The 13,091-nt window shown below is 68.2% G+C and carries 13 protein-coding genes; 9 read left to right on the top strand and 4 right to left on the bottom strand.

Annotation, left to right across the window (positions count from 1 at the left end):
- Positions 1-30: 30 nt before the first annotated feature.
- From HYG95_RS07650 to rph, 3 genes are all read left to right on the top strand, one after another.
- On the top strand, positions 31-1,065 hold the full coding sequence (locus tag HYG95_RS07650; RefSeq protein ID WP_181697303.1) for a medium chain dehydrogenase/reductase family protein: 1,035 nt from the start codon (positions 31-33) through the stop codon (positions 1,063-1,065).
- 29 nt (positions 1,066-1,094) lie between these two features.
- Positions 1,095-1,658: an ABC transporter permease gene (locus tag HYG95_RS07645; RefSeq protein WP_181697302.1), complete on the top strand. Its 564-nt coding sequence runs from the start codon at positions 1,095-1,097 to the stop codon at positions 1,656-1,658.
- A 156-nt stretch (positions 1,659-1,814) separates the two neighbouring features.
- A complete protein-coding gene (gene rph, locus HYG95_RS07640) occupies positions 1,815-4,400 on the top strand; it encodes a rifamycin-inactivating phosphotransferase (RefSeq protein ID WP_181697301.1) in 2,586 nt (861 codons plus the stop codon).
- On the opposite strand, the gene HYG95_RS07635 is transcribed toward rph, so the two are convergent.
- Entirely contained in the window at positions 4,397-5,080 is a 684-nt protein-coding gene (locus HYG95_RS07635) for a DUF2993 domain-containing protein (RefSeq protein ID WP_220139195.1), read from the bottom strand. The genes rph and HYG95_RS07635 overlap by 4 nt on opposite strands.
- Before the next feature lie 147 nt (positions 5,081-5,227).
- On the opposite strand from HYG95_RS07635, the gene HYG95_RS07630 reads away from it, so the two are divergent.
- Together HYG95_RS07630 and HYG95_RS07625 are read left to right on the top strand one after the other, a co-directional pair.
- The gene (locus tag HYG95_RS07630) at positions 5,228-5,551 is read left to right on the top strand and encodes a hypothetical protein (RefSeq protein WP_225279460.1); all 324 of its coding nucleotides are present in this window, start codon (positions 5,228-5,230) and stop codon (positions 5,549-5,551) included.
- Positions 5,552-5,640: 89 nt separating this feature from the next.
- Positions 5,641-7,689 (top strand): heavy metal translocating P-type ATPase, encoded by a 2,049-nt coding sequence (locus HYG95_RS07625; RefSeq protein ID WP_181697299.1) that lies wholly within the window; start codon positions 5,641-5,643, stop codon positions 7,687-7,689.
- Between the two features lie 4 nt (positions 7,690-7,693).
- Here HYG95_RS07625 and HYG95_RS07620 read toward each other — a convergent pair whose 3' ends face one another.
- Positions 7,694-8,380, bottom strand: a complete 687-nt coding sequence (locus HYG95_RS07620; RefSeq protein WP_181697298.1) for a ZIP family metal transporter — start codon at positions 8,378-8,380, stop codon at positions 7,694-7,696.
- Positions 8,381-8,487: 107 nt separating this feature from the next.
- Here HYG95_RS07620 and HYG95_RS07615 point away from each other — a divergent pair, with 107 nt between their 5' ends.
- Entirely contained in the window at positions 8,488-8,844 is a 357-nt protein-coding gene (locus HYG95_RS07615; RefSeq protein WP_181697297.1) for a hypothetical protein, read from the top strand.
- A 2-nt stretch (positions 8,845-8,846) separates the two neighbouring features.
- Here the strand turns inward: HYG95_RS07615 and HYG95_RS07610 are convergent, their stop codons facing one another.
- Together HYG95_RS07610 and HYG95_RS07605 are read right to left on the bottom strand one after the other, a co-directional pair.
- Entirely contained in the window at positions 8,847-9,086 is a 240-nt protein-coding gene (locus HYG95_RS07610; RefSeq protein WP_181697296.1) for a hypothetical protein, read from the bottom strand.
- Between the two features lie 45 nt (positions 9,087-9,131).
- Positions 9,132-9,893, bottom strand: coding sequence for an ankyrin repeat domain-containing protein (locus tag HYG95_RS07605; protein ID WP_370465717.1), 762 nt, complete (start codon positions 9,891-9,893; stop codon positions 9,132-9,134).
- 163 nt (positions 9,894-10,056) lie between these two features.
- Between HYG95_RS07605 and HYG95_RS07600 the strand changes: the two genes are divergently transcribed.
- The 3 genes from HYG95_RS07600 to HYG95_RS07590 all read left to right on the top strand — a co-directional run bounded on the left by HYG95_RS07600 (position 10,057) and on the right by HYG95_RS07590 (position 12,970).
- Positions 10,057-10,593 carry a DUF4822 domain-containing protein gene (locus HYG95_RS07600; protein WP_370465716.1) on the top strand — a complete coding sequence of 179 codons (537 nt, stop codon included), beginning with the start codon at positions 10,057-10,059 and terminating at the stop codon, positions 10,591-10,593.
- A gap of 99 nt (positions 10,594-10,692) precedes the next feature.
- Positions 10,693-12,015 (top strand): PE-PPE domain-containing protein, encoded by a 1,323-nt coding sequence (locus HYG95_RS07595; protein WP_181697294.1) that lies wholly within the window; start codon positions 10,693-10,695, stop codon positions 12,013-12,015.
- Positions 12,016-12,049: 34 nt separating this feature from the next.
- Positions 12,050-12,970, top strand: coding sequence for a LysR family transcriptional regulator (locus HYG95_RS07590; RefSeq protein WP_181697293.1), 921 nt, complete (start codon positions 12,050-12,052; stop codon positions 12,968-12,970).
- Positions 12,971-13,091: the final 121 nt, after the last annotated feature.

Here is a 13,091-nt window from a genome sequence, read left to right as displayed (position 1 = left end):
GTGACTGACCAGTCACACACTAGGAGAACCATGTCTGTCATCGCCACCGAAATCGTCCTGCCCGACCGGGTGGAGCCCGAAGGACTGCTCGTGACCCGGCGTCCGTTGCCCGCCCCCGGTCCCGGCCAGGCCGTGGTCGCCGTCGCGGCGAGCGGCGTCTCGTTCGCCGAGCAGCAGATGCGGCGCGGCAAGTACTACGACCAGCCGCCCTTCCCCTTCGTTCCCGGCTACGACCTGGTCGGCACCGTCCTCGCGGTCGGTGCCGGCGTCGACGCGGACATGGTCGGCAAGCGGGTGGCGGCGCTGACCAAGATCGGCGGGTGGAGCAGTCACGCCCTGCTCGACGCCGCCGATCTCGTCGCGGTGCCCGACGGGCTCGCTGCCGAGGCGGCGGAAACCTTTGTCGTCAACGGCATCACGGCCTGGCAGATGTTGTTCCGCATGGCGAAGGCGCACACCGGACAGACTGTGCTGGTGCACGGCGCCAACGGGGGCGTCGGCTCGACGCTGGTGCAGCTGGCCCGCGCCGAGGGCATTCAGGTCATCGGCACGTCTTCGGCGCGTCACGCCGAGGCGGTTCGTGCGCTCGGCGCCAACTGGGTGGACTATCGCGGCGATGTGGGTCAGCAGGTCCGGGCGCTGGCACCCGGCGGCGTGGACGCGGTGTTCGACCACATCGGCGGCCCGGGCATCGCGGATTCGTTCGCGCTGCTCGCGCCCGGGGGCACCCTGGTGTCCTTTGGCACCGCGTCGACCAAGGACGAGGAGGGCAATTCGCGGCTTCCGGTTCTGCGGTTGCTGGTCCGGTTGCTGGTGTGGAACGCGCTGCCCAACAAGCGCAATGCGCATTTCTTCAATCTGTGGGCGGGTAAGCGCGATCTGCCGCGTTTCCGTGCCCGCATCGCCGAGGATCTGACGGCCGTTTTCGATCTCGCCGCGCGCGGTGTGCTGCGCGCACAGATCGGTGCGCGCGTGCCGCTGTCGGAGGCGGGGCGAGCGATGCGGCTCGCCGAATCTCGCACCGTCATCGGCAAAGTCGTCCTGGTCGCCGACACCGAATCCTGAATCCCCCAACCGATCCTGGAGAAATCGCGATGTCCGCTCTGCGTGTTCTGCTCGACAACCGGCCGTCCTACCTCAGTTTCGGTGCCGCGTGGCTGCTCGGGCACGGCGCTTACGCCGTGTCCCACGGTGATTCGCCGCTCGTTCGACTGCCCGCCGTTGTGCCGGGCGCACTGCTGGTCGGTGGCCTGCTGATCGCGATGGTGGTGACCAGTGTGGTCACGATGCGCGCCAAGCGCGGCGCCACCGGGGCCGAGGCGGTGGTCGGCAATCTGCTGGCCGCGTCGTGGCTGGTGGGTTTCGGAGCACTGTTCTTCGTCATCACGGCACTGAGTTCGGCTCTGGCCGACGAGAACTTGCGAATGCTGCTGTGGCCCACGGGGTCTGGTCTGGTGGTCGGCCTGCTGTACCTCGCCGGTGGTGCCGCTTACCGTGACGTGCTGCAGTACGCCCTCGGTGCGTGGCTGGCGTTGACGTCCTCGGCGGCGCTGTTCCTGACGGGTGCGAGCCCGTACTGGGTGCTGGCGCTGGCCGGTGGTGGCAGTTATCTGGTCGCGGCCGCGCTCGAACCTCGTCGCCGCGCAGTCGCCGCCTGAATCAGCGTCCGGCCGTCGTCGAGCCCGGCTCGGCGGCGGTTCGCTGTGTTTCCCTTCCCCTTCTCACTGTATACACGATCGCGGCCGTTCATGAGACATCGGAAAGTAGTCCATAATCGCTCGCGTACTGCTGAAATCGCAGGTGAGGAGTGGGTTATGGGTGTTGTTCTCGAGTTCGGGCAGATCGACCGGTCACAGGTGGGAATCGTCGGGGGCAAGGGTGCGAACCTGGGTGAGCTGGCGCGCATCGAGGGGGTGCGGGTGCCCGACGGGTTCTGTGTGACGACCGAGGCATTCGATCGGGCGCTGGCAGGCGCGTCGGCAGTCCGGGAACGGATCGGCGAACTGGCGGGCCTCTCGCCCGACGACCGGGCGGGCATCGCCGCGGCAAGTGCGGCAATCCGCGGGGATATCGAGGAATTGCCGGTGCCCGAGGACGTGGCGGCCGAGATCGTCGCCGCGCATGCCCGGCTCGGCACCGACGCCGCGTACGCGGTGCGTTCCAGCGCCACGGCCGAGGATCTGCCGACCGCGTCGTTCGCCGGCCAGCAGGACACATACCTGAATGTGATCGGCGCGGCGGAGGTGCTCGATCATGTGCGCCGGTGCTGGGCGTCGCTGTTCACCGACCGGGCGGTGACCTACCGCCTGCGAAACGGGTTCGACAGCAGCATGATCCGGATGGCGGTCGTGGTGCAGCGGATGGTCTTTCCGCGTGCGTCGGGCATTCTGATGACGGCCGACCCGGTGACCTCGGATCGGACCGTTGTCTCCATCGACGCCGGTTTCGGTCTCGGTGAAGCACTGGTGTCGGGTCTGGTGAACGCCGACGTGTACAAGGTGCGCGACGGGGAGATCAGCAAGACCATCGCCACCAAGAAGATCGCCGTCGAACCGGTGGGCTCGGGCGGCACCGAGGTGCGCGACATCGACGAGGATCGCCGCAACGAACCCGTCCTCTCGGATGCCGAGGTGCTGGGACTGGCCGAATTGGGCCGGCGCATCGAGGCGCATTTCGGCTCGCCGCAGGACATCGAGTGGTGTCTCGACGACGAGATCCGGCTCGTGCAGAGCAGGCCGATCACCACCCTGTTCCCGATTCCCGAGGCGGCCGACGACGCCCACCGCGTGTATGTGTCGGTGGGTCATCAGCAGATGATGACCGACGCCATGAAACCACTCGGGATTTCGCTGTGGCAGCTCACCAGTCACGCGGCGATGCGGGACGCGGGCGGGCGATTGTTCGTCGATGTCACCGAGCGATTGGCCTCGCCGACGGGCGGTCCCGCGTTGGCCGAGGCGCTCGGGAAGTCCGATCCGCTGATGGGCGACGCACTGCGCACTGTCCTCGAGCGTGGCTTCGTTCCGGTTGTGCCGCAGACTGATTCGGTGGCGATGCCACCCGCACCCGCCCCGATCGACACCGACTCGGCGATGGTCGACGAACTGGTCGCCGACTGCGAGGCCTCGCTCGCTGTGCTGAAACGCGAGATCGCTCCCCTGTCCGGGTCGGCCCTGCTCGATTTCATCCACGCCGACATCGCGGAATTGCGGCGAGTGTTGTTCTCCCCGCGTGGGTTGCAGATCATCACGGCCGCCATGGAGGCGACCGAATGGCTCAACGACCGCCTGGGCGAATGGCTCGGCGAGAAGAACGCCGCCGATGCGCTCACTCAGTCGGTGCCGGGCAATGTGACCTCGGAAATGGGGTTGGCATTGCTCGATGTCGCCGATGCCATCCGCCCGCACCCGCAGGTGATCGAGTATCTGCGGGCGGTCGAGGAGAACGGCACGAACGATTTCCTCGGTGAACTCGAGCAGCGTTCGGGCGGGCCTGCGGCGCGGGTCGCGATCACCGCATTCCTCGACAGATACGGCATGCGGTGCGTCGGCGAAATCGACATCACCCGGACACGGTGGAGCGAGGACCCGACCACTCTCGTGCCGACCATCCTCGGCAATGTCCGCAACTTCGGAACCGGCGCGGGCACAGAGCGTTTCGAGGACGGGTTGCGTGACGCCGAAGCGCAGCGGGCACGGATCCTGCGGGAGTTGCGTGCGCTGTCGGACGGGGAGAGCAAGGCCGCCGAAACCGAGCGGATGATCGACCGGGTCCGCACCTTCGCCGGTTACCGGGAGTACCCGAAGTACGGCATGGTCAGCCGCTATTTCGTGTACAAGCAGGCATTGTTGCGTGAGGCCGAGCGACTCGTGGCCGCCGGCGTACTCCAGGCACCCGACGACATCTACTTCCTGCGGTTCGACGAATTGCGCGAGGTGGTGCGCGTCCAGCATGCGGACCAGGACCTCGTCGCCCAGCGCAGAGACGCGTTCGATACCTTCCGGACACTCAGTGCGCCAAGGGTTCTCACGTCCGACGGCGAGGCGGTGACCGGCGCCTATCGACGCGAAGACCTGCCCGAGGGCGCCCTGCCGGGCATGGCGGTCTCGGCGGGAACGATCGAAGGTCGGGCCCGGGTGGTCCTCGACATCGGTCAGGCCGATCTGGAAGCGGGCGACATTCTCGTCACCGCCTACACCGACCCCAGCTGGACACCGCTGTTCGTCGGCATCGCCGGTCTGGTCACCGAAGTGGGCGGCCTGATGACCCACGGCGCGGTCATCGCCCGCGAGTACGGGCTGCCCGCCGTTGTCGGTGTGGAACACGCGACCGACCTCATCCGCGACGGGCAGCGCATCCGGGTGAACGGCGCCGACGGCTATGTCGAGATCCTGACCTAGCCGTCGGCGAGACGCACATTCTCGGCCGCCGCGGTGACGTGCAGACCGTCGGCGGCCGGGGTGATCGCGGTGATGCGTGCCCCGAGCGGCAGGCTGTGCAAGGGAACGACGAAGGTCAGGCTCCGCTGGATCAGCCCCAGGGAAATCGTCGGACCCCCGGCCGCGTGGCGCACGGACACGGGCGTCACCTCGATGCCGTCGGTGGTCGGTGCGACGGTGACGATGACCGTGGCGGGCACCATGATCCCGGCCACCGGGAACCGGCCTGCCGCGCTCAAACCGTCCGATCCGAATTCGATGGAGTCCACATCGTCGGGAGCGAACCCTCGCACGACGTCGTAGGGGACGACAGCCGTCGCCGTCGCCGTGGACGCCACCAGGTTCGAGGTCCGGTTGCCGAGCACATCACCCAGCGGTGCGGACACATCACGCAGGGTGACATCGAGGTCGCGCACGGTGATGTCGTTGCCCGTCCAGTCGCCTACCGCGATGTCGATGATCGGGTACCGGCCGTCGAGCGCCTGGGTGAGGAACGGGAAGCCAGGGATGTCGACATCGGGCTGTCGCGTGAGCTGATATTCGGCGGCGATCTGGCGTCCGATCGCGTTCTGTGCCAACGCGAGCGCCACCCGGTCGCCGACGACCAGCGCGATAGCCGCCACGATCAGCAAGGTCAGCATCGTGCGCACGCTCAATCCCTTCGCCGCACCCGTGTGGGCAGTGGTCGCCCATGCTACGGCGCGGGCGCCTGTTCGTCCGGCCCGATTGGACCGCGACACAGTGGGTATTGCCGTCCACACGCAGTCCATCGGAGGGAAGGATCGACCATGGCGTACCCCGCCCACCAACGTTCCCCCATGTCGCGCCGCACCGGGCGCGAATTCCCCGACCACGCCCGAACCACCCGCAGCCACGCCGGTGAAGGCCTGGAGGACGGGTACAACTTCCCCGGCATCATCCTGTGCGCGATGGCCGTTATCGCTCTCGGCCTGTGCCTGACGGCCGCCGGCTACGGCTTCGCGGGCTGGGGTGCCATCGCCGCCGTGGCCGCCGCGACGCTGGCCGTCGCCGGTGTCGCCTGGTTGCTGCTGGAACACCGACGCGTGAAGTCCAAGGAAGGCCTGAATCTCACCGATCAACGCGGTCACTAGCCGATCCGCGCTCGACGCCTCCGGCCTGAGTCAGGTCGGGGGCGTTTTCCTGTGCGGCCCCCGCGACACTCGGGGGTAGCGTCGGCGTCATGGCCGACGACCACCAGATGGGCAGCGGTTCGGACACGATCCACGACGAGCACCACGACATGTCTTCGGGGCATCATCACGGCGACCACGTGGCCATGTTCCGGCGGTTGTTCTGGGTGATGCTGGCCTTGGCCGTGCCGGTGGTCGCCGCCGACATGATGTTCGCCGAACTCGTCGGTTACACCGTGCCGAGGGGGTTGCGGTGGGTGTCGCCGGTGCTCGGCACCGTCATGTATTTCTGGGGCGGTCGGCCGTTCCTCACCGGCGCCGTCGACGAGATCCGGGCACGCAAACCCGCCATGATGCTGCTGATCTCGCTGGCCATCACCGTGGCCTTCCTCGCGTCCTGGGGTTCGACGCTCGGCGTGCTGCATCACGAGCTCGACTACTGGTGGGAACTGGCGCTGCTGATCGTGATCATGCTGCTCGGTCACTGGATCGAGATGCGCTCGCTCGGTCAGGCCTCGAGCGCGCTGGAATCGCTGGCGGCACTGCTGCCCGACGAGGCCGAACGCGTCGCCGACGACGGGTCGACCGACACCGTCCGGGTCGATGAACTGCGCACCGGTGACCGCGTCGTCGTGCGACCGGGCAGCCGGGTGCCCGCCGACGGGCTCGTCGAGTCGGGCAGCGCCGATGTCGACGAGTCCATGATCACCGGCGAATCCCGGCCCGTGCGCCGTGCACCGGGCGACAAGGTCGTCGCGGGTACGGTCACCACCGATTCGGCACTGCGGGTACGTGTCACCGCCGTCGGCGCCGATACCGCCCTCGCCGGCATCCAGCGGCTGGTCGCCGAAGCCCAGAATTCCTCCTCACGCGCCCAGGTACTCGCCGACCGGGCGGCGGGCTGGCTGTTCTGGTTCGCCGCCGGGTCTGCCGCGATCACGGCCGTCGTCTGGCTCGCCCTCGGCCGGCCCGAGGATGCCGTCACCCGGACCATCACCGTGCTGGTCATCGCGTGCCCGCACGCCCTCGGCCTGGCGATTCCGCTCGTGGTGTCGATCGCCACCGAACGCGCCGCGAAAGCCGGCGTGCTCATCACCGATCGCCGTGCGCTCGAAGCGATGCGCACCGTCGATGCGATCCTGTTCGACAAGACCGGCACCCTCACGCGTGGCGCGCCTGCCGTCGTCGGTACCACCGCCACCCGATCGGGTCTCGCGGACGACGAAGTTCTCGCCCTGGCCGCGGCCGCCGAATCCGAGAGTGAGCATCCACTCGGACGCGCCATCGTCGACACCGCGACCGAACGCGGCATCCACGTGCCAACCGCTACGGAGTTCACCGCCCACAACGGTGTGGGTGTGCGTGCGACGGTCGACGGTTCGACGATCGAGGTCGGCGGTCCCGCCCTGCTGCACCGCCACCACCTCGAGCCCGCCGAGACCACCGCCCGCTGGTCCGCGCAGGGGTCAACGGTGCTGCACGTACTGCGCGACGGCGAGCTGATCGGTGCGCTCGCCCTGGCCGACGAGGTGCGCCCCGAATCCGCGCAGGCGATCCAGGCGCTGCATCGCCGGGGCATCCACGTCGCCATGATCACCGGTGATGCCGAACCGGTGGCGCGCGCTGTCGCCGAGCAGCTCGATATCGACCAGGTGTTCGCCGGGGTCCTGCCGAAGGACAAGGGCGACAAGGTGCGTTCGCTGCAGGAGACCGGCCACACCGTGGCCATGGTCGGTGACGGTGTCAACGACGCGCCCGCCCTCGCGCAGGCCGATGTCGGTATCGCGATCGGCGCGGGCACCGACGTGGCCATCGCCTCCGCGGGTGTGGTCCTGGCCTCCGACGACCCGCGCGCGGTGGTCTCGGTGATCGAGCTGTCGCAGGCCACCTACCGCAAGATGATCCAGAATCTGGTGTGGGCGGCGGGGTACAACATCATCGCCGTACCGCTGGCCGCCGGTGTGCTCGCGCCGTGGGGCATCACCATGCCGATGGAGGTCGGGGCGCTGCTCATGTCGGCGTCCACGATCGTGGTCGCGCTGAACGCTCAGCTGTTGCGGCGCATCGACCTCGACCCGGCCACCGTTGTGCGGGAGTGAGCTGTCATCCGATGGCGAAGGCGACGAAGAATCCGGCCGCCGTCGCCATTCCGACCCACCAGCCGCCCTCCCGATAGGCCTCCGGCACAAGGGAATCGGCGAGCATCGCGATCGTCGCACCGCCCGCGAACGCCTGCACCGCGCTGATGGCGGTGCCGGAGATGGTGTCGGCCAGCGCGTTGCCGAGCACGGTGACCCCGACGAGGACGGCCGAGGTGACCGCCCACAGACCGAACGTGCGGCCCGGTGAGAATCCGTGCTGGTCACGCAGGAACGCGACCGCGCTCACCGCTTCGGGCACGTTGCCCACCGCGATGGCGACCAACAGCACCAGTCCCCCACCCCCGACCAACGACACACCGAGCGCCATGTTCTCGGGAATTCCGTCGAGCACCGTGCCGAGCAACAGCGCCCACCCGATCGCGGCCCCGCCCAGCTTGTTCTCGATCAGATGGTCGGCGACCACATACATCCCGGCGCCCGCGAACAGCGCGATTCCCGCGATCACCGCCCCGTCGCGCCGGAACGCGGGCGCGAACAACTCCTCCGACACCGCCGCGATCATCGTTCCCGCCCCGAACGCCATCAGGGTCGCCAGCACCGGCCGAGGCAGCGTCCACCGCACCCCGATCGCCACCCCGATCATCAGCGGAACCACGGTCCCCAGCCCGTAGAGCAGCGCAGTCAGCATGCGCAGAGCCTATCGAGACAGTGGCCGCCGACGGGGTTCATGGCGCGTGGCGCGTTAGGCGAGGACACTTGGGACAAACGCGCCGATGCTGTCGAGGAGGACTGGTTATGGCGGATGACAGACCATTCGATGCCGACGATTTCGAACGGGTGCTGCGTGGGGCGAGCGATGAGATCCGCGGATTGATCGGGAAGGCGGGAGGATTTCTGGATCAGTCGGTGCTGAATTCGCTGTTCGGGCAGTTCACCGGGCCCCAGCAGACATCCGAGCCCGAGACCGCCGGGGACACCGGAGGCGGGGTGTGGGCGATCTACACCATCGACGAGGACGGCCAGGCGCGGGTGGATCAGGTGTTCCCGAGTGAGCTCGAGGCTTTGCGGGCGCATCGCGACAACACCGATGAGCATCGTCGCGTGCGATTTCTGCCCTACGGGGTTCCGGTCAGCGTGCTCGACGCGCCCTGACCTTACTCGGTTCCCTTGCCGCCCTTACCTTTTCCCTTGCCTTTGCCTTTACCCTTACCTTTCCCCTTGCCCTCACCTTTACCGCCGGGGTCCTTCTCCTCCTCGACGACGGTCCCCTCGTCCTGGGCGGACACGACCGGGGGCTGAACGGGTTGGACAGGATCGGCGCCGGCCGCACCGCCTGTCAGCAGGACGGTGAGAACTCCGACCGCCGCGGCGGTGGCGAAAGTGTGAGTCGACAACGTGAGCCCCTTCTCGTGGTGGAAAGTGCTACCTGGTGCGCCAGGTCAGGAATGGTTGCGCAGGATCTCGACGATGGCGGTCTGGCCGAGCCGCTCCGCGTTCTCGAGCACCGTGCGGCCCTCGGCGTCGCGGATGTTCGGGTCGGCCCCCGCATCGAGAAGAGCGGTGACCGTGTCCTGGTATTTCTGGGAGCCGTCGCCGTAGATCACGGCTTCCTGCAGGGCCGTCCAGCGGGGCGTGTTCACGTGGTCGACGTCGACCCCCGCCTCGATCAGGATCCGCACGGTCGAGACGAATCCGTGCTCGGCGGCCGGGATCAGCGCGGTGCCGCCGTATCGGTTCAGGCTGCGCACGTCGGCGCCGTGTGCGAGCGTCATCGTCAGGATCTCGTCGTAGCCTTCGGCACCCGCGTACAGGTAGGCCGAATCCTGCATGTCGTCCTTGGCGTCGACGTCGGCACCCGCGTCGATCAGGACTCGTGCCGCGGCGGTGGCCTGGTTCTTCACGGCCGTCACCAGCGGCGTGCGGCCCTGGTCGTCGCGCGCTTCCAGGGGTGCGCCGCGATCGAGCAGTTCGCGCACGCGAACCCCGTCATCGGCGGCCGCGGCCTCGTGCAGCGGTCCGGCGAGCGCGGGATCCGACGGTGCCGACGTCGGCGCGCCGGTCGTGCCCGGGGCAGCCGGTGTGGTGATCGTCTGCGAGGTCGACGGCGCCCCGGACTCGGTGGGCGAGTCGGTCGAGCACGCGGTGGACAGCACCGCCGTACCGGCGAGCGCCAGCACAGCCATGCGGATCGAGGTGATCACGTGGAGCCTCCTTTGCCGAGCATCCGATACATCGGCGAGCCGTCCTGCTCCGGCCCCGGTGGACAGGCTCGCCGGTCGAGTTCACGCCCCTGACCACCCACGATGGCTACGCTCGACGCTACGTCGACCGACGCGATATGAGCCATCAGCGGAAAGGTTACCCGTGAAGATCTCCCAGATCGCCGCCACCGCCGCCCTGATCGCCGTGCCCCTCGCGGGCTGCTCCGACGACAGTTCCGACACCGCCGCCACCACCTCGGCCGAGACCACCTCGGCGATGTCGACCACGGCGGCCACCACCACCGCGAACTCGGCGCAGACACCGTCGCAGATCCTGTCCGCGCACCCGTGGGAGACCACCGACGCCGTCGACCAGGACGGCGACGAACTGCCGCTCACCGACGCGAATGTCCAGAACTACGTCGGCTTCGCCTACTTCGACGCCGACGGGACGTTCGAGATGTACACCCTCGACGACAAGCCGAAGATGCACGGTGACTGGACCGTCTCCGCCGACGGCAAGACCCGCCATATCGTCGCGAAGAACGACGACGGCACGGTGATGTTCGAACGCGACTCCGAGATCACCGAACTGACCGATTCGATGTTCACCTACCGCACCTACCCGGACCAGAACGACAAGTCGAAGTACGTCGACATCATCCACACGCCCACCGACCACCCCGAACCGCAGCGGTAGTCCAGACAATCCGGACACATGCTTGTACCCCGGTGGCCCCGGCTGCCACAATTGCTCAGCGGTTGCCGAGGTTTCTCCCTGATACCGAAGGGGTAGTTCATGTGGCCGAATGCGAGATTTGCTGATCTGCCGAAGAAGCGTGGTCGGCATCGGAAGCGTTCGGCGGCACGGGTCGGTGCTTCCGCGGCATTCGTGACGGCGCTCGGCGTCGGCTGGCTCGAGGTGCAGAGTCTGTGTGCGGTGGCTTTGGCGGCGACGTCGGCGCTGATCGTGCCGGGCACGGGGACCAGCGACCCGTCTGTGGCACACGATTTCGAGAGCAACGCCTACCAGAACTTCATCGACCCCGGGGCGCAGGGCTGCACCGACAACGCCTGCCCGGGTGTCGATTTCGTTCCGGTTCCCTACGACGCCTCGCTGTGGCCGGTGATCTCGTCCAAGGGGCCGAGGGCGTCGTCCGCGAAATGGGACACCTCGGTCGCGGGTGGGGTCGCCACGCTCGATCAGCTCACCCGCCGGCAGCTCGGCGCGCCGGGTACCGTGACCGTGTTCGGCTACTCGCAGGGTTCCACGGTCGCCGGCGCGGAGAAGGCAGCGTTGGCCGGGCTCTCGCCCGAGGACAAAGCGCGGTTGTCGTTCGTGCTGATCGCGAATCCGAACCGGCCCAACGGCGGAATCATCGAACGCCCGGTCCTGTTCGGTGGGATACCGGTCGCCGACATCACCTTCGGGCCACCCACACCCACCGACACCGGCATCACGACCACCGACATCGCCATGCAGTACGACGGCATCTCCGATTTCCCGGCCTACCCGCTCAATGTGCTCGCCGATGCCAACGCGCTGCTCGGCACACTGCTCATCCACCCGTCCTACCTGCAGCCCAAGGGCAACGGCGCGGGAGGTGCGCCGAAGGCGGGCGCCGCGATCTACGGATACCCGGACCGGTCCGAGTTCATCGCGCAACAGAACTGCGACGAGCTTCCACAGCACTGCCAAAACCACGGTGACACAACATATGTCACCATTCCGAACCCTCAGGGCGCACTACCGCTGCTGTATCCGCTGCGCGCCATCGGCAAGCATACGAACCGCGCCGATCTCACCGAACCGGCCGCCGCACTGACCGAGCCCGCCCTGCGCGTACTCGTCGAAACCGGATACGACCGCACCGACTACTCCGCGCCGACCCCGTTGCGGTTCGACCAGCCGCTCAACCCGCAGAAGACCGCGACGCTGGCCACCGATCTCCCCGCCGCCATCGAGCAGGGCATCGCCGAGGCCACCGCCGAAATCGAGAACCCCACCCACAACACCGACCGCACCCTGCCGGTGGAGACGGTCCTCGCCAACATCGAAGATCTGCTCCCACCCGATCCGGTCGTGTCGCTCGTCCGCGATTTTCTTCCAGCCGCGCCCTGACCAGGCGCTATTCGTCAATCGATACACTGGACTAATGAAGCATCGGCACGGTGATGGCAGTCTCGACCTGGTTCAGTTGCGAACCTTCCTGGCCGTCTACCGCTCCGGCTCGCTCACCGCGGGCGCCACCCAGGTCGGCCTGTCCCAGCCCACCGTCACCAGCCAGCTGCAATCACTTGAAAAAGCCGTGGGCCGACCACTTTTCGACCGCCTACCGCGTGGAGTCTCCCCGACGGCCGCCGCCCACGAACTGGCCGCCCGGATCGCGGACCCGCTCGACGCCCTCGCCGAGGTCACCGGCACCACCACTGGTCACCCGCCGCCCGAACCACCCGTGCTGCTCGGCGGGCCCGCCGAGATCCTGGCCACCCTTGCCCTGCCCGCCCTGGCACCGCTGATCACCGAGGGCGTGCGATTGCAGGTGGTAACCGGCCTCGCCGACGACCTGCTCGCCGAATTACGCACCGGCGCTCTGGATCTGGTCATCTCCGCCATCCGGCCGCGTGGCCGGGCCGTCGTCGCCGAACCCCTGGCCGACGAGGAATTCGTCCTCGTCGCGAACCCGGCCACCGCCGCTCGCATCGACACCGGACGCCTCGAACGCGGCGACGCCACCGCACTCGCCCACGTCCCCCTGGTGAGCTATGCCCCCGATCTGCCGATCCTGCGCCGCTATTGGCGCCACGTCTTCGGGCGCCGCCTCGAACGCCGCCCCGCCGTCGTCGTTCCCGACCTGCGCGCGGTCCTCGCCGTGGTGACAGCAGGCGGCGGCGTGAGCGTGTTGCCACGCTATCTGTGCGCGTCCGCCTTGGCCGCTGGAACCGTTGTCGCGCTTCTCGATCCGGAAGACCCGCCGATCAACACCGCCTACCTGGTCGGCCGTTCCACCCGCACCGAACGCCCCCACGTCGCCCTCGTCCGCACCCGCCTTCGCGAGGCGGCGCCGACCTGGTGATTCACCGAGCGGCCGGGCACCCCGAATCAGGTGGGCGTCGAGCGGTCCGGTGATCGGATAAGATCGCAGAGCTCTTTCGGTCCAGCCAGCGGCTGAAGGAGCCAGTTTGCGCTGCGGGCGC

It is taken from the genome of Nocardia sp. GTS18 (assembly GCF_013839555.1).
GTDB lineage: Bacteria > Actinomycetota > Actinomycetes > Mycobacteriales > Mycobacteriaceae > Nocardia > Nocardia rosealba.
Note: the sequence above shows the minus strand (reverse complement) of the source record. Positions and strands in the feature narration are given on the sequence as shown.